This window comes from Clostridium sp. MCC353 (genome assembly GCF_018785315.1).
In the GTDB taxonomy this organism is placed as follows: domain Bacteria; phylum Bacillota; class Clostridia; order Lachnospirales; family Lachnospiraceae; genus CHH4-2.
Genome location: NZ_WQPN01000010.1, coordinates 1 through 22035 on the forward strand (window position 1 = coordinate 1; position 22035 = coordinate 22035).

Sequence of the window (22035 nt, forward strand, 5' to 3'; positions counted from 1 at the left end):
AGGAAGGATTTTACATGAAGGGTGAAGCCATTTTCGAAAATGGCTTCACCCTTCATGTAAAATCCTTCCTGTAAACGCCTTCTTGTAACACCCTTTATGTAAAAATAAATTAACACTCCGGAAAGTCCCCCATCATTTCACATAATAAACGATCTCCCTCTTCCCCCTCTCATACTGTTCCAAATCCATAACCATCTTCCCCTTCCTGATCGATACCAGTCCGTCTTCCTTCAATTTTCCAATGGTACGGTTAATCGTTTTAACCGTCATACCCAATTCCTCGTTAAGCTCCTGCCTGGTCTTAACTACAACCACCTGTTTTTCCTTTTCAATCCCCTTCTCCTTCGCATATTTCAGCAGATAATCCAACAGCAGGAAATTGGGCGGATAGAACAGTTTTGCCCCGTTGGTGTAGGAAGACCGGTAAAGTTTAAACGCCACTTTCTGAGCTACCAGCCTCAAAAACTGGATATCCTGTTCAATCCAGCTTTCAAAGTCTTTTCTGGAAATCATGAGAATGGTACATTCCGTAATAGTCTCAATGGTAACGGAAGTTTCCGCCATTCCGGCCAGAATGGTCACCTCTCCCACAAAATCCACCGCCTCATTTTTTTCAATCATAAAAATGTTTCCATTTTCAAATTCATTGATCACCCGGTGATCCCCATCGCACACAATCCCGAAATAATCCAGCGCAAAATGCTTTTGGTGAATGATATGGCCGGGAGGAAACTTTTTAATGGTATAGCGCTTCTTAATCTCCTCGGGCATGTTCCTTATGTAAGGTTCAACTTTCGGATATTTGACGATCAGCTGCTCCAGTGTCATGAAACCCCTCCAAAATTCGTATTCTTATTCCGCTTCTTCCCACAAATGGTTTGCATCCGCAAAATAATCAGACATTTTGAGGAGTGAGGCGCATTTGTTGGGAGAATCATTTTTATTATACTACAAAAATTTCTAAAAAAGGTACTTTTGTCCTTTTTTCTGCACAATGGTTTTTGTAAAATGAATATAAAGAAACGAATAAAAATATTCACTTTAGGAGGTAAGCATCGTGAAACAAGAAACTTATCAATATTCCGGATTAAAAGAGCGTCTGAGAACGGAATACCGAATTATTCTCGCAGCATTTTTATTCATAATTATTGCTGACTTTATCGGCCAGATTAAAATTCCGCTGGGCCCTGGAACCCTGATCCTGTTTCCTATCTTTTATTCCATTCTTCTGGGCATTGTATCCGGTCCTGAAGTGCTGAAAATTTTTAAGAAAAAAGAAGTAAAGGCGGCTTCCAAGCTGGTAATCGTCTGTATCTGCCCATTTATCGCGAAGCTGGGCATCAACGCGGGGGCCAATATCGAAGCTGTTATTTCAGCCGGTCCTGCTTTAATCCTGCAGGAGGTGGGGAACTTGGGAACCATTTTCCTGGCATTGCCGGTCGCATTGCTTTTAGGGCTCAAACGGGAGGCCATCGGGGCAACCCACTCCATCAACCGGGAAACCAATCTGGCTCTGATCACCGACATGTTCGGACCTGATTCTGCCGAAGCAAGGGGAAGCCTTTCTATTTACATAGTCGGCGGTATGATCGGTACAATCTATTTCGGATTTATGGCAACTTTAGTGGCAGCCCTCAACTTCTTCCATCCATATGCTTTAGGCATGGCCTCAGGCGTCGGCGCAGGAATCATGATGGCATCCGCAACCGCCAGCCTGTCGGAAATCTATCCACAGTTTGCCGACCAGATCGCGGCTCTCGCCAGCACCAGTGAGACTATTTCCGGCATCACCGGCATTTATGTGGCTATTTTCGTAGGAGTTCCGCTGTGTAACTGGCTGTACAGGATTTTAGAGCCAAAACTGGGACCAATATCCGATAAAATGTTTAAAAAGGGGGAAAAATAAATGCGTTATATTGAATGGGCTGTCATGTTTATCGTAGCCGGTCTCGGCATAGCATTGGCTAATTTCGTTGGTTTTAAAGTGGGGCTTCTGGAATCGCTTCCGGGAATCTGCGTCCTGCTCTTAATTTCCCTGGCTGCAGTGGGCGTCAGCAAAATCGTTCCTTTAAAGCTGCCTATCATCGCATATTGCTCCATAATCGGACTTCTGGCCGCCTGCCCATTTTCACCGGTGAAAGACTTTGTGATTGAATCGGCCGGAAAGATCAACTTTACAGCGCCGTTAACCATGGTGGGCGCATTTGCAGGAATCTCCATCAGCGACCAGATCCGCGACTTTGCAAAACAGGGATGGAAAATGATTCTGATCGGCTTTCTGGTAATGACCGGAACCTTTATCGGATCGGCCCTTGTTTCCCAGCTCGTTCTGAGCCTGACTAATGCTATTTAATATATGGCGGAATGGAGGAACGTTGAAAAAAGCTCCTGATGGACGCTTTTTTCAACGCGGAAATTGTGCAGAGGCGTCACAATTTCCACTATGGCAGTGCCAAATCTGACATTTGGCACGCCTTCCTCAGCGCTTTACGCTTCGGAATGGAGGAACGTTGAAAAAAGCTCCTGATGGACGCTTTTTTCAACACAGAAATTGTGCAGAAGCGTCACAATTTCCACTATGGCAGTGCCAAATCTGACATTTGGCACGCCTTCCTCAGCGCTTTACGCTTCGGAATGGAGGAAAACATGCAGAAAACTTTTTGTGATATTTTATTACATAACACTGCTTATTTAGATGAGACCATGAGTGTGGCAAAAGGAAAATCCATTGCCGTTCTTGACGGAAAGATCCTGGGAATCACAGATGCAGTTTCGGCCGGCAGCCAATATGAGCCGGCCGAAATTGTGGATGGGAAACATTTGTTATGGATGCCGGGGCTGACGGACGGACATATGCACACCGGACAACAGCTATTGCGCGGAAAAATCCTGGATGCCCTTCCCATGATCTGGACCCGGATTATGCTCCCCTTTGAAAGCACTTTGACCCCTGAAATGATGGAACTCAGCGCCGGGCTGGCAGCGCTGGAGATGATAAAATCGGGAACCACATCATTTGTGGACGCGGGCAGTTACCATATGGAGCAGGCCGCCAAAGTATATCTGGAATCAGGCCTGAGAGGTGCTCTGTCCCATTCCACCATGGATGATCCTAAATTGCCGGACACCATCCGTCAGACAGCCGAAGAAGCGGTGGCCTCTACGGACCGCCTCTATGAAGAATGGAATGGAAGAGGTTGTTTAAAGATTTACTATTCTCTCCGCTCACTGATAAGCTGCACACCCAAACTGATTACGGAAGCATTTTCCCACGCCAAAGACAGGGGGGCTTTCATTCAGGCTCATATGAATGAATATCCCAATGAGATCAATTATCATTTGGAGAGATATCAGAAACGGCCCATGGAATATCTGGATTCCCTTGGCGTTTTGGGCAGCAATTTCGTCAGCGCCCACAGCCTTCTCATGTCGGAAAATGAAATGGACCTGATGAAAAAGCACCATATAAAAGCCGTTCACTGTCCTTTCAGCAACTGTGGAAAGGCAGCCCCGAACACCCCGGCTCTCCTCACCCGGTCCATTTCCGTGGGCCTTGGAACGGACGGGACCGCCCATGGAGGCATGAGCCTTTGGAACGAAATGAAAATTTTCCGTTCCGTGATGAATGTGACCCGGGGAACCGCAGGAGCCGATCCGGTTATCATGCCGGCTGAAACCATTCTTTCCATGGTACTGAACGGCGGAGCCGCCCTCATGGGGGAAGAGAAATGCCTTGGCGCTGTCAAAGAAGGCTATAAAGCCGATTTGATTTCCATAAACATCGACCAGCCTCACCTGTTCCCAACCAACAACATGACCCACACCCTGGTTGAGAGCGTCAATGCCGGGGATACTGCCGACATGATGGTAAACGGAAAATGGATTATGAGAGAACGCCGGGTTCTGACCCTGGATGAAGAAAAAATCATGAATTCTGCCAGACGGTATTTTGAATCATAGGATCTGGCAGTTAAACGGAGGACACTATGTCAGTCATATTAATAACTTTTCTTGGCAACTTTATTGTAGGGGGATTTATCGGAATCTGCGGGATAGCAGGTTTTCTTCTCCCCATGATGTACGCAGGACTTTTAGGATTCCCAGTGGGGCAGTCGCTGGCGCTCAGCTTTCTCGCATTTTTTGTCTCCGGCGTGATCGGTTCCTATAACTATCACAAACAGGGCAATCTGGACGTCCGTTTTTCCATTATTATCAGCATAGGAAGTTTTTTCGGCGGACTGCTGGGCGTGAAGTTAAATGCGCTTATCACACCGGTTCAGGCAAAAATGCTGTTATACCTGGTGGTTCTGCTTTCCGGAATCTCCATCCTGTGCCGGAAGGATAAACCTGCAGGCAGCAGCAAAGCTGAAAATGGCAACGAAAAAAAGAGCCTCTTGGACTCTTCGCTGTTCGTCATCCTCTTCGGTTTTATAACCGGCGCAGTCTGTTCCTTATCCGGGGCCGGCGGGCCTGTTCTGGTCATGCCCCTGCTGGTAGCCCTTGGAATGCCGGTTCATATGTCCATCGGCGTCGCTTTGTTCGATTCCGTGTTCATCGCCCTGCCGGCCTGCGCCGGATATATGATGCAGTGTGACATTTCCCAGATGGGCCTGCTGCTCGCCGTTACCGTGTTAGCACATGGAGCCGGTGTGGTAATTGGCAGCTCCAACGCTCATAAGATTAAGCAAAAGCCATTGAAAATGGGGGTGGCGGTGTTTTCAATCGCGATTGCAGCTTATATGATTGCAAATCTTTTGAAATGATACTTTTAATTAAGTGTGTACGTTAGCAGGAAAGGTGATCGGAACCGTGAGAGGAACGGATCCGGTCACCTTTTTAACATCGTATTTTACATCATACCTCAAGCCATTTTTGAAAATGGCTTCACCCTTTACATTAAACCCCCAAGCCATTTTCGTAAATGCCTTCGCCCTTTACATTAAACCCCCAAGCCATTTTCGTAAATGCCCTCACCCTTTACATCGCCCTTTACATCGCCCTTTACATCGCCCTTTACATAAATCCCCTTCAACACCTGATAAACCCTCCCCACCGGCAGTCCCACCACATTATTATAATCTCCATGAATCCCCCGTATATATGCCGCAAACCGCCCCTGAATCCCATAGGCCCCGGCCTTATCCATGGGTTCGTTGGTGACGATATAATTCCTGATTTCTTCTTCCTCCATTGGATAAACCAGCACCTCCGTCCGCTCGGCAAAGGTTTCCCTGGCTCCGGTTTCACAGTTGATGATCGTAACACCTGTATACACCTGATGAGTGTTCCCCTGAAGGCTGGAGAGCATTTCGAACGCTTCCTCTTCGGAATGGGGTTTTCCCAGAATTCTGCCCTGATAAGCGACCACCGTATCCGCGCCGATCACAACAGCCTTGGTTCCCCGGTAAGTATCCGCCACATCCATGGCCTTCTGTTCTGACAATTCCATTACCACCAGATCTGGCTCCGTTTTGGTGATCTTTTCTTCAATGGTGCTGGGAACGATTTCCGGTTCCAAATTTATCTGGCGGAGAAGTTCTTTCCTTCTCGGCGATGCCGATGCCAAAATAATGCGATTCATGGTTTTTCCTCCAAATGATTGTATTGTTGAACAATATATCACACCAAGCCTTCAGATTCAACATTTGAAGTTACAAATATTTGAGTTTATGCTAAAATAGAGTAAAAGTTCAGACGTTTCATCTTCCTGACCGAAAAGGCCGGTCTAAAAATCGTCTAAACTGCTGCAAAATAAAGAGAAGCAACATGATTAGGGGGGCTGTTCATGAACGGGAAACATTTATTAAAGGATATAGGGATGGTGGGAACCATAATCGGTTTCGTCATGTTCCTCTTGGGATACCGGAACTACGGCCGCGCCTCCCAGGCTTATGACGCCATACTGACAGGGGTGGAGCTATTCGGCAAAGCCCCGTCCACCGATATGACCATGGAAATATGGCTCCGGCAGATGCATAATTATAAAATTGTACTCATAACCGGAGCTGTAATCTTTGCAGTTTCCCTCCTGCTCTTTATCGCAGGACTGATAAAAAGCAGAAGGAAATAACCCTGTCCACAGCGCGAAAACTCATTCCCACCTAAAAAATCTTATGGCAGCCCCTCCGCACAGGACGGCAACTGCAATCATGAGGAAAAACGGCATCCATACGCTTTCCACTGGCTGCCCCAGGGAAATGGCTTTTAGAAGTTTAATTCCCTGGGTCAGAGGAAGCAGGTCCGCAGCCTTTTGTAAAGCCGGAGGCATCACTTCATACGGGAGCGTGGCCCCGGAAAGAATCAGCATGGGAAAGTACAGTATGCTGGCCGCTATTCCGGCCGTCTTCACATCCGGTGCTGCTCCGCCCACCAGCATACCAATGCTGAACATGGAAATCATAACTAAGATATAAGAGGCCAGAAAGAGCGCCCAGGAACCCTGCATGCGGACGCCAAAAAATGCGGAGGCCAGCCCCACCAAAATGAGGGAGGCCAGGGAATATCCGGCATAAACCCCTGCCTGGACCATTAATAAAAGAACCGGGCCGGCAGGCGTCACCTTGCAGCGTTTCAATATCTTTTTCTGACGGTAATCTGAGATCACCAGCGGGAGACCCATAACGCCGCCCGCACAGATGGCAATCGTGGAAACCGCCCCAAAGGACTGTTCCAGAAAGGAGTATTCCGCTCCCGGATAGGCAGGCCCGCTCCCGTAAATCATTCCCAGCAGAACCACCGCAGCCACCGGCATGCAAAGGGCAAAGATGATCATATCCACTCCCCGCAGGGATAATTTCAATTCTGTTTTAAAGATGGTATAAAATCTATTTCTCATCCGCTTCCTCCTCTCCCGTAAACCACAGATAGGCATCTTCCAGTTTATCGTATGGGCTCAGTCCTACAAATTCTTTTACAGTACCGGTGTATGCCATTCTGCCGCCCTTTAACACCCCGATCCTGTCACAGAGCATTTCCACTTCATCCATAAAATGAGAAGTTAAAAATATAGTCATTCCCTGCTGTTTTAATTTGAGCAGGCTCTTCCACACGCTTCTGCGCGCTTTCACATCCAGACCGCTGGTCAGTTCGTCTAAAAATACCACCTCCGGGTTGGGAATGAGGGCCAGAATAATAAAAAGCCGCTGGCGCTGCCCTCCCGACAGTTCACTTATAAATGTTGTTTTTTTATCCTGGAGGTCAAAGCTTTGGAGCAGCGATTCATAGTCAGCATAATCGCTGTACAAACAGGCCGTTTCCTCACAAAGCTCTTCTACCCGGATCTTGTCCGCATAATTTGCATCCTGAAACTGGACGCCCACATGTTCAAACAGCTTTTTTCTGTCCCTGACCGGGTCTAAACCCAGAATGGTAACGGTTCCGCGGTCCGCCTTTCTGGTTCCCAGCATGCACTCCACCGTGGTGCTCTTTCCTGCACCGTTAGGTCCGAGCAGTCCGTAGACCTCCCCTTTTAACACAGAAATATCAATCTCTTCAATGATCTGTTTACCGGAATAGGACTTGGCCAGCCCTGAAACCTGGATTACACATTCCATAATTATTACCTCCTGTTTTTAATGTGAATCAAGAATATCACGGTTGGGAGGTATGGTGGTTAAATGTAGGCTTTTTCGCTAACTGTTTCATTTTTTCAATTTGGCCGGAGGCAAATTGGGCATTTTCTTTCGCATCCGCCAAAGAGGTGAGAAGCTTGTCACAGGCGGTCACAATGTCGTCGTCTTCCCCGGGAGTGTTGATAATTTCCCTGATATTGGTATCCGGGTCAGCCGATACAGCCTTCAGCATCCTCAATATGGACGCCAGGGAATAATTTGCACACCGGAGCGAACGGATGATTTTCAGACGCTGCATATCATCTTCCGTATAGATCCGGTATCCGTTTTTCTGCCGTTTCGCCGTAAAAAGTCCGTTGAGTTCCCAGTTCCGCAGAGTATCGATTGTGACGTGAAGAAGGTCCGCCGCCTCTTTTCGCGTAAATTCACGGGGCTGTTTTTCGCGGTGGTTATCTTCTCCCGAAAGGATGCGGCGGGTTATTTTAAGGGCTTCTTCCGCATGTTCCATCTCTTCCTCAATCTGGGCTGCATACCTTTTTACCTGATCTGCCGCCTTTTCATAATCTCCTGCCGCCGATATCTTAATAATATTGACCGCCTGCTTTCTCAAACCGTTCTGCAGCACTTCCACTTTAAGCGCGGCCCGGGCCAGTTTAAATTGTTCCACATGAATATCCGTAAAAACCCGGTAACCGTTGCTCTGCCGGACAGGTTTCGGTATCAGGCCGCATGTTTCATAAAGGCGGACCGTGTTCACGTGTATGCCAAACATTTTGGCTATGTCAGACGTTTTGTATGTGTTCATATCCATTTCCCTCCTGTCTCCCTTTCATTAAATCACAATTTTTAACCCTGGTGTTATAGTGTAGGGTATTGGATTTTCCGGCAAAAATAATTCCGGCATCAGGCATTTCCCACGCCTGACGCCGGAGTTTCTCTTGAGTTTTTTATAAATCAAACATGTAGCGGCTTCCAATATAATACTGACGCCCGATGCATAAGGGCTTTCCATCCTGATCGATGAAGTAGCTGTTCAGGTACATTAAGGGCTCACCCAGAGGAATTCCCAATTTCTGTGCCTGCTCCACAGAGGCCCGGGCAATTTCCAGGGTCCGCCTGGTGCTGTCCACAGGCTTTCTCCCTGAAATCCGTTCTATCACTTCAAACAAGGACACGTCATTCAAATTCTCTTCCATCAGGCGTTTAAACTCCCGGTACGGAAAAAACTGGTTTTCCAAAAAAATCGGAAGGCCGTCGGCGGTCCTCAGACGTTCCACATATACCAGCAGATCATCGGGCCCAAGTCCGAAAAACTCCTGTTCTTCCTGGCGTACCGGTACAATCTGGCGGCTCAAAAGCCTGGCTCCCGCCTGCATCCCATAGTTTTGGCAGGTTTTTGTAAAACTTTCCATCCGGTTACCGCCTGCCATCTTACGATGGATACGTGGAGTGCTGACAAATGTCCCCTGCCCCTGGCGTTTGATCAGATAACCTTCATTGCACAGCTCTTCCACAGCTCTCCTGAGCGTTATGCGGCTCACCGAATATTCTGCGCTCAGTTCCGGTTCCGACGGAATCTTCTCCTTCGCTTTATACCTGCCCTGCTCGATGGCATTCTTAATATCCTCTTTTACCTGCTGGTATAGAGGCGTAACTTTGCTTTCATTCATGATATCCCCTCACATCCCCTGTTGTTCAAGTCATTATACTCGTTATATTCATCATATATATCTATAACCATTTATATGATCATACCGATTTTAACCGTATCTGTCAAGGGATTTTCCGGTTTTATTCCACGATTAACTCTTTTTCTGTTGCTGTTTCCAGTCTCATTAAGCGTGATGCGCCTTGTCATATTAAAATGTTGCTTTTGCCCTTCCAATCCGATATAATATGAACTAGTTTATTCTTATTTCAACATATTAATTAACAAGTTCATACCAATAAAGGAGTGTATTTATGGATTTTCAGGAGAATTTAAACTCAGACCGGCTTCAAAATCCTTTCGCCGCAGGATGCGGACCTATCAATTTCATGGAATCTTTAGGCAGTGGAGCCAGCATATTTCTACTGAATCAGGAATTTACTCTCCTATATACAAATCCTGCGTTCTGTAACAGCGTCGGTTATGAAAAAGAGGAATTTACCGGATGTTTTCCCAATTTCCTACAATACTTTAAAAATCATCCCAAAGAATTTAACTTATTCCAGAATGCAGTGGTAAATGCTGCGAATAACGGCTCCGGCCATTTTTCTGTGGACTGCCGCATGCCTTTAAAAAACGGGAATTTTATCTGGATGCGGACAAACGGCTCCATCACCGGCCATACGGCCGACGGATCCCCGGTGCTGTCTGCGTTCCATACGGATATCAGCGATCTGGTTCATTCAAAAGACCTGAAAAGCCAATATTTTGAATGGATGATGGATGAATATGTGGGAAATGTCTATATCAGCGATATGGATACCTATGAACTTTTATATCTGAACCGGGTAGCATTGGAAACCCTGCAGTGCACCACGAAAAACATGATCGGGCGCAAATGTTATGAAGTTATCCAGGGCCGGACCTCCCCCTGCCCCTTCTGCACCAATGACCGGCTGACATCTGACGAATTTTACCAATGGGAATTTGAAAATCCTGTTCTCTCCCGGACTTTTATGATAAAAAACCGGATGATCGACTGGTACGGACACAAGGCACGCATCGAACTGTCCCATGACATGTTCAGCACCGAATACAAGCTGGCGAAAAAAGACAGGGAACGGGATGCCCTTCTGCGGACCATCCCAGGCGGTTTTATGCGGCTGGACGCCCGGGACAGGAATACCATATTGTGGTACGGCGCCGATTTCCTCAATGTCATCGGATATACGGAGGATCAGTTTGAAAAAGAACTCCACAGCCAGTGCTCCTATCTTCACCCGGAGGACAAAAAGCGCATAGAATCTGTACTGAACGAAATACAGGCCACCGGCAGCAGCGCGGTTCTGGAAGTGCGGGGAACCACCCACAGTGGGGAAACCAGAATCCTCACCCTCACCCTGTGCTATGCCAGCGGTGAAAATAGCTGGGACGGAATCCCTTCCTTCTACAGCATGTGCATCAATATGACAAAGGAGCGGGAAGAACAGGCAAGGCAGCAGAAAGCGCTGGAAGATGCCTACCAGACGGCCCGCGTGGCAAATTCGGCCAAAACCAACTTTCTTTCCTCCATGTCACACGATATCCGGACGCCTATGAATGCCATCATAGGCATGGCGGCCATTGCCAGGGCGAACCTGGACGCCCCCGATAAGGTCAGCGACTGTTTAAATAAGATCAATGTATCCAGCCGCCATCTTCTCAGCCTGATCAATGAGGTATTGGATATGTCCAAAATCGAAAGCGGGAAAATCGATCTCATGCCGGAAGAAATCCACCTACCTGAATTGGTTCAGAACATCATGGACATGTGTAAACCCCTGATTTCTGAAAAACACCTGGACTTTAAAGTGAGCGCCAGCCAGGTAAACCATGAAAAAGTTACAGCCGACGGGGACCGCCTGCAGCAGGTCATCATGAACCTGCTTTCCAATGCCATAAAATATACGCCGGCCGGAGGAGAAGTCAGCCTGCAGATAAAAGAAATCCCTTCCGCAATTGAAAGAAAAGGTATTTTCGAGTTTATTATTTCAGACAAAGGGATCGGCATATCGGAAGAATTTTTACCCCACCTCTTTGAACCCTTTTCCCGGGCCGATGATCTTCGCATCAGCAAAATCCAGGGCACCGGCCTTGGACTGACCATTACGGAAAATATTGTACATATGATGAACGGTTCTATCGCAGTCAAAAGCCGGTTAGGCCAAGGCAGCCAGTTCACGGTTTCCGTACAGTTGGATCTTCTGGATGAGGAAATGAACTGCAGCAAGGAATTAGAAGGGCTCCCCGTTCTGGTTGCTGACGATGACCGCATCGTATGTGAAAGCGCCACAGCCCTTCTAAACGAATTGGGCATGCGGGGGACCTGGGTTATGTCCGGTGCGGAAGCCGTACTCCAGACATCGGCCGCCCACCAGCGGGGAGAGGATTTCTTTGCAGTGATTCTGGATTGGAAAATGCCCGGAATGGACGGTCTGGAGACTTTAAAAGCGATACGGAAAAACCTGGGAGAAAGCGTGCCGGTCATAATCATATCGGCATATGATTATTCAAACATAGAAAAAGAATTCTTAAATGCCGGAGCGGACGCATTCATAACAAAACCGCTCTTTAAATCCAAGATGATGCATGTGCTTCAGTTGTTCTTGTCAATCGACAGTCCGTCTGACTGCAAAGACAGTGCAAAACCTGCCAAACAGCCGCTATGCGGAAAGCGGATCCTGCTGGCAGAAGACAATGAGCTGAACCGGGAAATCGCAGTGGAACTCCTTCAGATGCATGGATTGGAAGTGGAGACAGCAGTAAACGGCCAATGCGCCGTAGATGCCTTCAATGCCTCATCCCCCAATTATTATTCTGCCGTGCTGATGGATATCCAGATGCCGGTTATGAACGGATATGAGGCTGCCGCCGCCATCCGAAACAGCAATCGGACGGATGCCCAAAGCATACCGATCCTGGCTCTTACCGCCAACGCATTCACCACCGATGTGGGCAAATCCTACAGCGTAGGCATGAACGAACACATTGCGAAACCGATTGATATCAAACAATTGATCGATATTCTTCAAAAATACATAGCTGTGCGGTAATTTCCTCCGATTCCCCCATGGTTCAATCAAACTACCGTCAGCCACCAGGCGGTTTACAGCCGGAAATTCCGGAAACATGAGGGAGAGCATCAGGCCAAACCGATGTTTCCGGCTTGGCCTGACGCCCCCTCTCGTTTCCGGGATTTCCGGCGTTCCACTTGCCAATCAATTAAATGAATGTTTTACCTTACTGCACCCAGCTCCCATCTTCTCCCAACGTAAACCAGAGTCCGTTCACCTGAATACGTCCTTTTTTCATATCCCCATTAACCGGATCCATGTAATACCATTTTCCTTCTATTAGACGCCATCCGGTTTCCATGTTTCCAACTGCGGGATCAAAATAATACCAGTTGTTATTTACCATCTGCCATCCGGTTCTCATATCACCGTTGACAGGGTCAAAATAATACCATATGTCATTGGCCTTGGCCCATCCCTGAGCCATCTGGGAATTGGCATCAAAGAGATACCACTTGTTATCAATCTGGGCCCATTCATTTTTCGCAGTGGTTCCATCTTTCTTAACCAGCTTCCACGTGCCGTCTGTCATAGGCTTCCAGGTTCCGGATTTGGTGGTCGATGGGATGGAACCCGTCACTTCCGTGATTGAGGATGCAGACGTCTTTGCACGGTTCCTGCTTCCAGCGGCGCTGCTGCCTGAAGAACTGCTGCTTCCCGAGCCGCCATCATCCGAATCTTCATCCCAGCCGTCTCCATTAGAATCTTCGCTGCCGGAGCCATTATCGGATCCGCTGTCCGCTTTTATGAGGCTGTCCACGGCTGCCTGAAGCTTATCTTGTGCTGCCGAAAGTTCCTCTTCTGCTGCAGAAGCATCTGCAAGCACGGCCTTGGCCTCTGCCAGAGCCTTTTCAAGTGCCTTCCAGGTCACTGTGGTATAATCTTTTTCTTTCAGCTTTTCCGCCAGTTCCACCAGACCGGCTAAACCGGCAGTATCTGCCGCTTTTTTAAGTTCATCCATGGCTTTCTGAAGCTTAGCCTTGGCCCCGTCTTTTTCTTCTTTTGTTGCGGAGGCATTTGTAAGAACCTCTTTCGCCTCTGTCAGAGCATCTGCAAATGCGGTCCAGCTCGCCTGGGTATATTCCGCCTCTTTCAGCCCCTCTGCCTTGTTCACCAGTTCTTCCAGATCACCCATATTTGTGCCTTTTACAAGCCCATCCATGGCTGACTGAAGCTTGGTTTGGGCCGCAGTCCTCTGCTCTGCCGATGCAGACGCATCCGCCAGAACGGTTCCTGCTTCTTTAAATGCCGTCTCAAATACGTTCCAGGTTGCCGAAGTATATTCCTCTTTTTTCAGCCTGCCTGCTTTTCCTGCCAGATAGGACAATGAAAGTTCCCCGGCGCTGCGGGCGCGGTTGTATACTTCAATGTTATCAAACGCTCCTGCAAAGTACTTATCTCCGCTATAGAAGGACTTGCCCAGATAAGCAGACGGGTTTTTGCCCAGATCCGTCATAAGGATATCCTTGTCGATTGTGCTGGCCGGCACGCCGTCCATATAAAGGATAATCTGTTCCGGAGTGAAGACAAGATCTACCCTCACCCATTTATTATAAGTTTCAACCTGAGCCTCAGCGCCCTGTTCTTTGTCGTAACTTTCTTTTGTAATGGCAGTGTAGGTGGAATCTTTACGGGTACGCATATAAAAATATTTATTGTTATCCTGTCCGATTGCCAAGGTAAAGAAATTGCCGTCCGCAGTTTCCGACTTGAGATCAAAGCCCATAGTCATTGTTTCACGGCTGGTGAAATCAATGGCTTGCGGGTCGAACTGAACATAAGTGGTTCCGGCTGCATTCATATGCAGTACCTGGCCCTGCTCATCGTCTTCCCGTGTCACTACGGTTCCGCTGGTAAGGAGGCCGGCCCATTGATTGCTTTCATTGGATTCAAATACAGGGCCCCAGCTAGTCTCTTCACCGATGCCGGTCTTTGTAACCGCCAGCCAGCTAATTACGGAATCCTGGCTCTTTGTCTTGGATAATGTATAAGTTACGGCCGCGTCCTCAGGAAGCATAAATGTGGTTGAACTGACAGCGCTTCCTTTTGCTCCAAAGCTCACTGCCTCTCCCTTTACGGTCTTTGTGGTTCCATCCGCCAGTTTATAAGAAATTGTCTGGCTCATATCCCGGCCGTAACCCCACCATTCGGTAAATCCTGCCGTCACGGTATAAATTCCCGCCCCCAGCGGCAATGTATACACAATGTCCTCACTGCTGAAAATACCGGTATCCAACTTATCAAACGGATTTCTATTGTCGCCCTTCAAATTCGCCACATTGCGTCCCCAGCTTCCGTTTTCCGAAATCTTATCATTTGTATCATTTTTCAGTTCAGGGCTGGCTGCCTTATATAAGTTATAAATGGTCTGGTCATCCGTACCCGGATCAATGAAATACACCATTCCGGAAGGGACAACTTCCGCATTGACCGTTACCGTAAGATTCTTGCCGCCCACAACCGTTCCGATAATTTTTGCAGAACCGTATGCAACGCCCGTATCGCCGGAAAGGGTCCATGTTATCTTTGCCGCGTCATTTGTAGTGCCGTTTAAGTTTCTGACAGAAACCGTATCTGGAAGGGTGCCGCCCTTAATATCCGCCAGGGTTCCGTTGACAGGAACCGCTAAAAACTGAGGGATGCCTTCCGTAGATATAATTTCTACGGGCGCGTCATTTCTTAAAAGCTTGTCCAGAATTTCACGGTAATGTCCGGCAATTTCATTTACAGTTTCCTGATCCGCCCCGTATCCTGCGGGATCGCTGATAATGCGGTTAACAACTTCCAAATTCCATCTGTTTCCATGAGCTGCGTCTAAAGCATCCTGGAACGCTTTCCAGGAATCCGCGTCATAATCGCTTTCATTAAGATTATCCATAGCTGCCATTGTTTCCTGCAGCCCGCTCAGATCCACCTGTCTGCCGGTACTTTCATTAGGGGTTATATAACCTACGGAATCCACTTCCAGCCTGCCGCTTGCCAGAGAGATCCTGACTGTGTGCTCACCATTTTCCAGACCACGCAATATAAAGAATGGCTGATGGGAATTAGTAGCGATTGTAGGTGCATCCATATATATGGTTTTGCCGTCTGCTTCCACATTAACTTTTGCCGAACCGCCGTTAGGCCCGATCAGAGCCAGTCCGGTTCCGTTAAACGTATAGCTGATTCCAGCCCCTGTTTCACTGGTGCTGGAAAGGGTCCGCTGGGATACATTGGAACCAACCTGGTTTCTGTGGCTCCAATTTCCGTCATATACAAGGGCATCTCCTCCGGCGTTGTCACCGCCCCATTCCTTCATGTGGAGATTGTCGTGTATCATTGTAAAATAAGGGGTATAACCGGGAATTGTCTCTACTTTCAGGTTATCAAATTCACCTGCCCCCCAATTGCCGCCCGGAAGGCCTACCCCCAGCATAATACGTCCTTCCAACTGCGGGTTAGGATCTGTATAAGTGTAGATTTCTTCACCTTCAATGTAGAGGGTTATGGTATCACCGGCTAATTTAAGGGCTGCATTGCAGGCTCCCGGATTCTTCACCTGTACCGTGCCTTTGGCAATTTCAGCGCTGTGTCTGCGGAGAATCCAGTTTCCGTTCCGGTTCATCGCCACGTTATAGGCGGACATGGACACCTTGTTATCTCCGCCTCCTGCCGAACCTCTCTGGCGGGCTCCCAGCAGCAGATATTCCGATGTGGAATTCAAATTAAAGTCCACACTCACTTTATAGTTCGTCCAGCGGTAGTCACCCAGGATTGTGGCCGGTTCGCCGCCGTTCCAGCAGCTTCCGCCGGTCTGTCCGTTCATCCGCAGTACCCCGTTGCCGCTTTCATCCATAACCACTTCAAATGTACCGTTTGTATCCTGGGTATACAGAGGATAGAATCCGTTTCTGCCGCCGCGGCTCTCTATAAAGCTTTTTCCGCCATCTTCTATGATCTGGCCGTCTTCGTAATCGGATACATTTCCCATGGTTTCATAATCGAAATCATCAACGTAGAGATAACCGTCTTCCGTATTCTGCACTTTCCCGGTTTCATCCGTATCCAGAACATATCTTCCGTCTTCAGATGCTGTGGGAAGAGCCAGTTCCTCCTGTCTGCCATCCATATCCAGGCTGGTAACGGTAACAATCGACCAGGGTTTCACAGTAACAACATAGGTGCCGTCTTCTGCGGGCGATAACGTATCCACACATTTCATATAATTTTCATTATATACCTGTCCCTCATCCGCTTCCCTGGTTTCCCAAACTTCCAATTGGGCGTCTACTCCCAATTCCATATCTCTTGGGTAGATGGTAAATGTCTTGGTTCTTCCGCTGTCATTATTGATGATAACTGAAAAACCGGATTTATCCGGCGCTGCCAGCGTCATATAGTTATCTTCGCCGTTACGCCCGTTTACCGGATTCGTTCCCGTGGCAGTGCTTTTGCTGGCGCTGGGGATAGCACGCCATACCACGTTCTCATCTGGTGTATCGTATTCCCATCCTGTTACAGCAAATTTTGTGAAATGCTGCATGATATTTAATGCTCCATCGAAGTTCACATAACCGGACCATGGGTCCCGGGCTGCCATAACATCTTTATAATTATATTGTGTCCCTTCATAAAAAGCGCCAAAGGTAGGCTGGTATACAAAATGAGTACGGCGTGAATTCACGAAACCTTTGATGACCGTATTGGCCATCTCCAGGGCGCTTCCGTTTCCTCCGATGCCGGTGCCCGGATCAGCATTATCCTCCATGTTATTATTGGGCCGGTCGGCAGTGGATCCAAATGTAGCCTGGGCTTCACTGTTCCAGATTTCCTTATCAAATTCTTCTGCCAGCCTTGTAAAACTGCCCGCACTATCGTCATTTGTGTTATAATGGTAACCAATGATTTCAACTGCGTCCCGCAAAGCCGCATCACCGGTCAACTGGGGGCCGCAGGAGGCAATTCCCACTTCATCAGACATAATAATCTGAATCTTATGGAACAGATCCGCTTCTTCATCACGGAAACCGGCCACTGACGGGTCATTGCTGATCATACCTTCGGTATCATTTTCCACCCACTGGTTAAACTGCTTCATCCAGTTGGGATCATCCTTTTCCTCATTCACTCCGGGACTGATCATATCAACCATATAACCATACTCTCGATAAGCGGCAATGGAGGTGTTTTTCATCCATTTATAGATGTTGTTCCGATTGCTGCCCACCCAGCCCGGTGAACGCCAATACAAAAGGCTGACTTTCACGTTTGGATTGATTTTCTTGGCGTCCGCTGCCAATTGGAATCCGGTAACGCGGGTCACATCAGGATATTCATCGGAGGTGCGCATGGTACATGCCTGGGATCCGGTGGAATTGTTTTTATCATTGCCCATCTCTACCTTGATATGCTGCATGATGGGGTTTTCCCCGCCAAAGAGAACTTCCATCATCTCCCAGTATTTTTCGGGCTGTTGGGCCTTGTAATCCAGGAGAAGGGCGTTGGTGCTGTTGCAGTCCAGCACTCCAAAGCCTTTAAAGGTCAGGCCGTTCATGTTTTCCGCGGCTTTTTCCACCGCTTTTCCGTCAATTACGATTCGTTCAGCGGAATTGGAATTCTTAAAATCTGCTCTTTCCTTTGTCTCTTCCTTGGCCGCTTCCACATCAAATCCGTCAACTACCGTAATGTTATCGTATTTTCCGGATCTCATAAATCCGGTCTTATATGTAATTCCAAAGCCGGCAGTCAAGTCGTCCTGTTCGCTGAGCTTATATCCCAGGCCGGCGGAATCGAGAATCTGCGCTCCGTCCAGACAAAGGGTCACATAGCCCTGGTCACCATCCTCTTCATACAGCACTGCGATTGAATGCCAGGCGCCTGCTGCAATGTCTGCTTTTATGGTAAAATCAGTATCTTTTCCATCTTTCGCTGACCGTAACAGGGCCTTCCCATCACTTTTTCTGGGGATCAGCCTGAAATGATTATCCGCATTTCCGATCAGCAATGCTGATGTATTGTCATGGGAACTGTTAAATGTAAAATCAGTAAAAAATGTAAACTGGGGCTTTTTCAAATAGGATGGCGCATCAGTGATCACGCCGCCGCCGTTTACAGCGCTGTTGCCGCCGTCTATCCATTCTGAGGAAACCACCAGCATATCGCCTTCCCCATAATCCGGCAGAAGGCTGGCGCCTGTTCTCGCGGTCACTTCGCCGATATCTTCCAATGCCTCTGAAGAAATGACGGGCGGCACGTCCCCTGCATCCGATTCCTCTATTGCAATCCAGCTCACCACGGCTGCTTCCCATGCAGTATTGTTTATAGCATAAGCTACGGTCTGCTTCTCATCCAATGTAAAGGTGAATTCATTGGTTCCGCTTGAATTAACCGTACCTGCATTTAACACTTTTCCGTCATAGCTCAAACGCATGCTCATTGGGCGGTCTTTTTTCCACCAGTCGTTGTGGGATGAAGTGATCGTATATGTGCCGGGATCCAGCGTAAATTGATAAGAAATGGGATGGCCCGCCCCATCATTCCCATAAAAACCGGTATCATCTTTATCTGAGGCATCGGTTCCTGATTTGGCTGACTTTACGCCTGTATAGCCCCAAACACTGCCATCGGCCCAAGGCGCATCCGCTGTTTTATTTTTTAATGTACTGCCTGTCAAATCTGCAATTGCATCATAAGCCGGCGAATCATTGTTTGCGGCACAGTCGACAAAATATACCAGGTTCTCCGGAACCACTTCCACCAAAAACTCGGTATCATCATCGGCAGTCAGCGGCACAGTGCTGTAGGGCGTCTGGAAATCATCTTCGTTTACAACCTCTGCCCATGTAATCCCATCAATTTCAGGAATAGTTCCGGCAAACACCGCAATATGGGTTTTCCCATTATTTATATTCTGCAGTTTCGACGCATTTGCCGGGGTAGCAACATCAATTTTATCCGGTATCTTCACATGATCCGGCAAAAGTTCCATCGTTTTATCGATCAGATCTTCCCTTGGTTTCTCTGTAGGATCTTCCTTGCTCTCATTTTCCGTTTTTTTGATTTCTTCTGATGTATCATTTTTGGATTCTTCTGTTGAAGCTTCCGTGGATTCTTTAGTTATGTCTTCGGTTGAATTCTCCGGAGATTTCTCTGTTATGTCTTCAGTTGAATTTTCCCGGGATTCCTCTGTTAAATCTTCGGTTGAATCTTCTGTAGATTCCTCCGTTAAATCTTCTGTTGAATTCTCTGGGGATTCTTCCGTTAAATCTTCCGTCGAAACCTCTGTTGTGTTTTCGTTTGATTCCTCTGTGGATTCTTCTGTCGATCCCTCTGTGGATTCTTCCAGTGAATCTTCTGTAGATTCCTCTGTCAAATTCTCTGTCGAATCCTCCGTCTGTTCCTCCGTGGATTCGTCTGTTACGTTCTCTGTCAAATTTTCTGGTGCTTCCTCCAGCAGACCTTCTGTCAGTTCTTCTGCTATCTGTCCATTTGTCATATCAGCATTTGAAGCATAAACCGGCATTCCCTGCATCATACTCGACGAAGTTACCGCAATTCCAAGTACCAGGCTGGCAACTCTTTTTCTATTCCACATAGCCCCTCCTTATTTCTTAAATTCTCGAATGCCACCGTTATATTGCTTTTGAAAAAATCACACAATTCAGATACGGTTTGCATCGCTATTTTTGTGACATTTTAATTGTATTCAAAATAATTCTAATTCTACATAGACTATTTTTTGAAAAACTTTCCTATTTTATCAGATTTTATGCGGAAGATATAAAGCCTTTGTGATAAGCCTGTATTTTTTTACAGTTTCATGTGATTTATTATTATTTTTCATTTTTATCAGATTGTTAAGTGTTTTAACTGTGAATTGCAATTATTTTGGCGTTATATATGTAAAACTTTACATGTTCATCAAATGTTTCAATTGATAGGTGGGGTTATAATTTGGACGCGGGAATTTTTAATAAATTATGCTTCCACGGCTTCTTGTGAACCTTGAAAACTCAATAGACTTTACACTTTGCGTATGGTACAATATTTATGTATTCCAAGTTTAGAGGAGGAATTAGATATGACTGTTGAACAACAATTGCAATATATTATTGAAAATATGGCTACTAAGGACGATATCGCTAATATGGCTACCAAAGACGATATTGCTAACATGGCCACCAAAGATGATATCTATAATTCAGAGAAATTACTACTCAACGAAATGGAACGCTTACATAACATCTACACAAAAAAATTTGATAGACTATCAGAACGCATGGACATAATGCAAAATGAGATCAACGCAACCAGATACAGCAATGAAACCGTTGAAATATTAATCAAAAAGGTTACAGAATTAGAAAAACGAATTGCTGAATTAGAAAAGACCGCATAATATTAACCGCATTCAAAGTGTAAAGCCTATTGAATTTTTAAGGTTTTACACTTTCTTTTATATAATCAAGACTATTTCAAGTTTTGTATAAACGCCAAAATCAGTGCAATACGTAAGCACCAAATAATAATGCATCCAAATATAAAATTACTCCATACCTTTGTGAGTTGGGGTGATTTTATATTTGGATGCATTATTATTTGGTGCTTACAGTCCATTTTTTCGTGATATCCATTATGGTAAGATACAACAGTTCCAGCAGCCTGCCGTCGGTTGGGAAGATCGTCTTGGATTTGGTCACTTTCCGTAGTTGCCGATTGGATCATCAATAGCGTTGGTCGTATATATCAAGCGTCTTACCACTCCTGAGTACTTAAAATCCGTGGACAGGGTCGCCCAGTTATCCTTCTATGACTTTTAGATTTTGGGGTATTTGGAATCCCATTTGTCCCAGAATGTTTCCAGTTTGTTTCATGCAGTTTCTTCTGTCGACACAGCGTATATAATTTACAGTTTTGACTGGCTTATATAAGGTTCTATCAGATACACGTTTAAAATAAGATAATACTTAAAGTACTGAGAGGCAGCAGGGTCACTAAGCGTATTTTACACTTTTAGCTAGCCTGTTCTTGATGCCCCCATATCTGTTCTTCTCATGCATCACTCCCCCCCAATTTAGTTCAGCGCAATCTTGCGCTCTTAAATTAGGTTTTACACTTCCTCAAATCGAATATTTTGACACTAAGACTATCCTATTTCACCGTATCCCTATCTTTCTGTCTATAGTAATATACAACTCGATCATAGCTACTTTTATTCATTCCCCTTACAAGTTATCGCCCACATAATTATAACTCCATATTCCTCATTGTATTAAAGAAAATCAAATGTAAAATTAATCTGTGTACAGGTAGATAATCATTATGAAAATTCAAATACCTAACATATGGATATATACCATGTAAAATAAACAAAAAAACAAGAACTCAGTTTTATTTTCAAATCCTTATAAAGTCTATACATACATTTTCTCGTAAGCATTGAATAATTTTTCAAGAACGTTATCTCTCTTATATAATTCTAATTCTAATTCTTTACCAGCAATCAAGACACTTAATTCTTTTTTCTTTGAGAAAGCAAATAATCCAAGTGAACTTAGTTCTTGTTTCTTTCTCAAAATATCATCATTGATTTTTTTCATACCATTATTATAATTTTTCTGTGCTTCCAAATAAGTGTCCCTACGCTTTATGGCTTCAGCAATATATTCTATAACACATTCCATTAGTTTAGATGTAAGTTCAGAGTTAATACTACTTCTAT

At 46.2% G+C, this 22035-nt stretch carries 15 protein-coding genes and 1 pseudogene; 7 read left to right on the forward strand and 9 right to left on the reverse strand.

The annotated features are described in order from the left end of the window. Positions 1-132: 132 nt before the first annotated feature. The gene (locus GPL15_RS02645; protein ID WP_215695711.1) at positions 133-828 is read right to left on the reverse strand and encodes a Crp/Fnr family transcriptional regulator; all 696 of its coding nucleotides are present in this window, start codon (positions 826-828) and stop codon (positions 133-135) included. A 229-nt stretch (positions 829-1057) separates the two neighbouring features. Between GPL15_RS02645 and GPL15_RS02650 the strand changes: the two genes are divergently transcribed. The 4 genes from GPL15_RS02650 (at position 1058) to GPL15_RS02665 (ending at position 4763) form a co-directional block, all read left to right on the forward strand. Beyond that, entirely contained in the window at positions 1058-1906 is an 849-nt protein-coding gene (locus GPL15_RS02650) for a DUF3100 domain-containing protein (protein ID WP_215695713.1), read from the forward strand. Then, positions 1907-2353 carry a hypothetical protein gene (locus tag GPL15_RS02655; protein ID WP_215695715.1) on the forward strand — a complete coding sequence of 149 codons (447 nt, stop codon included), beginning with the start codon at positions 1907-1909 and terminating at the stop codon, positions 2351-2353. A gap of 293 nt (positions 2354-2646) precedes the next feature. Next, positions 2647-3960, forward strand: a complete 1314-nt coding sequence (locus tag GPL15_RS02660) for an amidohydrolase family protein (protein ID WP_215695717.1) — start codon at positions 2647-2649, stop codon at positions 3958-3960. A gap of 26 nt (positions 3961-3986) precedes the next feature. After that, positions 3987-4763: a sulfite exporter TauE/SafE family protein gene (locus GPL15_RS02665; RefSeq protein ID WP_215695726.1), complete on the forward strand. Its 777-nt coding sequence runs from the start codon at positions 3987-3989 to the stop codon at positions 4761-4763. A gap of 176 nt (positions 4764-4939) precedes the next feature. Here GPL15_RS02665 and GPL15_RS02670 read toward each other — a convergent pair whose 3' ends face one another. Then, the gene (locus GPL15_RS02670; protein WP_215695728.1) at positions 4940-5581 is read right to left on the reverse strand and encodes a Maf family protein; all 642 of its coding nucleotides are present in this window, start codon (positions 5579-5581) and stop codon (positions 4940-4942) included. A 204-nt stretch (positions 5582-5785) separates the two neighbouring features. Here GPL15_RS02670 and GPL15_RS02675 point away from each other — a divergent pair, with 204 nt between their 5' ends. Continuing rightward, the gene (locus GPL15_RS02675) at positions 5786-6070 is read left to right on the forward strand and encodes a hypothetical protein (protein ID WP_215695730.1); all 285 of its coding nucleotides are present in this window, start codon (positions 5786-5788) and stop codon (positions 6068-6070) included. 21 nt (positions 6071-6091) lie between these two features. Here GPL15_RS02675 and GPL15_RS02680 read toward each other — a convergent pair whose 3' ends face one another. From GPL15_RS02680 to GPL15_RS02695, 4 genes are all read right to left on the reverse strand, one after another. Next, positions 6092-6835: an ABC transporter permease gene (locus tag GPL15_RS02680; RefSeq protein ID WP_215695732.1), complete on the reverse strand. Its 744-nt coding sequence runs from the start codon at positions 6833-6835 to the stop codon at positions 6092-6094. Beyond that, a complete protein-coding gene (locus GPL15_RS02685; RefSeq protein WP_215695734.1) occupies positions 6825-7553 on the reverse strand; it encodes an ABC transporter ATP-binding protein in 729 nt (242 codons plus the stop codon). Before GPL15_RS02685 ends, GPL15_RS02680 begins: the two co-directional genes overlap by 11 nt. A 37-nt stretch (positions 7554-7590) precedes the next feature. Further along, entirely contained in the window at positions 7591-8376 is a 786-nt protein-coding gene (locus tag GPL15_RS02690) for a MerR family transcriptional regulator (RefSeq protein ID WP_215695736.1), read from the reverse strand. 142 nt (positions 8377-8518) lie between these two features. Further along, on the reverse strand, positions 8519-9241 hold the full coding sequence (locus GPL15_RS02695) for a GntR family transcriptional regulator (protein WP_215695738.1): 723 nt from the start codon (positions 9239-9241) through the stop codon (positions 8519-8521). Between the two features lie 292 nt (positions 9242-9533). Here GPL15_RS02695 and GPL15_RS02700 point away from each other — a divergent pair, with 292 nt between their 5' ends. Then, positions 9534-12311, forward strand: a complete 2778-nt coding sequence (locus tag GPL15_RS02700; RefSeq protein WP_252198055.1) for a response regulator — start codon at positions 9534-9536, stop codon at positions 12309-12311. A gap of 187 nt (positions 12312-12498) precedes the next feature. Here GPL15_RS02700 and GPL15_RS02705 read toward each other — a convergent pair whose 3' ends face one another. After that, entirely contained in the window at positions 12499-19908 is a 7410-nt protein-coding gene (locus tag GPL15_RS02705; protein WP_215695741.1) for a LamG-like jellyroll fold domain-containing protein, read from the reverse strand. A gap of 486 nt (positions 19909-20394) precedes the next feature. On the opposite strand from GPL15_RS02705, the gene GPL15_RS02710 reads away from it, so the two are divergent. Beyond that, positions 20395-20712, forward strand: a complete 318-nt coding sequence (locus GPL15_RS02710; RefSeq protein WP_215695743.1) for a hypothetical protein — start codon at positions 20395-20397, stop codon at positions 20710-20712. A 214-nt stretch (positions 20713-20926) separates the two neighbouring features. Here the strand turns inward: GPL15_RS02710 and GPL15_RS27250 are convergent. Then, positions 20927-21129: pseudogene (locus GPL15_RS27250) on the reverse strand (transposase); the annotation flags it as partial. A 598-nt stretch (positions 21130-21727) separates the two neighbouring features. Continuing rightward, positions 21728-22035 (reverse strand): hypothetical protein (locus tag GPL15_RS02715; protein ID WP_346344883.1); only part of this gene is annotated, 308 nt, incomplete at its 5' end.

Coding starts and splice junctions, on each gene's coding strand:
- GPL15_RS02645 (WP_215695711.1), bottom strand. CDS start 828: ATGACACTGGAGCAGCTGATCGTCAAATATCCGAAAGTTGAACCTTAC.
- GPL15_RS02655 (WP_215695715.1), top strand. CDS start 1,907: ATGCGTTATATTGAATGGGCTGTCATGTTTATCGTAGCCGGTCTCGGC.
- GPL15_RS02660 (WP_215695717.1), top strand. CDS start 2,647: ATGCAGAAAACTTTTTGTGATATTTTATTACATAACACTGCTTATTTA.
- GPL15_RS02665 (WP_215695726.1), top strand. CDS start 3,987: ATGTCAGTCATATTAATAACTTTTCTTGGCAACTTTATTGTAGGGGGA.
- GPL15_RS02670 (WP_215695728.1), bottom strand. CDS start 5,581: ATGAATCGCATTATTTTGGCATCGGCATCGCCGAGAAGGAAAGAACTT.
- GPL15_RS02675 (WP_215695730.1), top strand. CDS start 5,786: ATGAACGGGAAACATTTATTAAAGGATATAGGGATGGTGGGAACCATA.
- GPL15_RS02680 (WP_215695732.1), bottom strand. CDS start 6,835: ATGAGAAATAGATTTTATACCATCTTTAAAACAGAATTGAAATTATCC.
- GPL15_RS02685 (WP_215695734.1), bottom strand. CDS start 7,553: ATGGAATGTGTAATCCAGGTTTCAGGGCTGGCCAAGTCCTATTCCGGT.
- GPL15_RS02690 (WP_215695736.1), bottom strand. CDS start 8,376: ATGAACACATACAAAACGTCTGACATAGCCAAAATGTTTGGCATACAC.
- GPL15_RS02695 (WP_215695738.1), bottom strand. CDS start 9,241: ATGAATGAAAGCAAAGTTACGCCTCTATACCAGCAGGTAAAAGAGGAT.
- GPL15_RS02700 (WP_252198055.1), top strand. CDS start 9,534: ATGGATTTTCAGGAGAATTTAAACTCAGACCGGCTTCAAAATCCTTTC.
- GPL15_RS02705 (WP_215695741.1), bottom strand. CDS start 19,908: ATGTGGAATAGAAAAAGAGTTGCCAGCCTGGTACTTGGAATTGCGGTA.
- GPL15_RS02710 (WP_215695743.1), top strand. CDS start 20,395: ATGACTGTTGAACAACAATTGCAATATATTATTGAAAATATGGCTACT.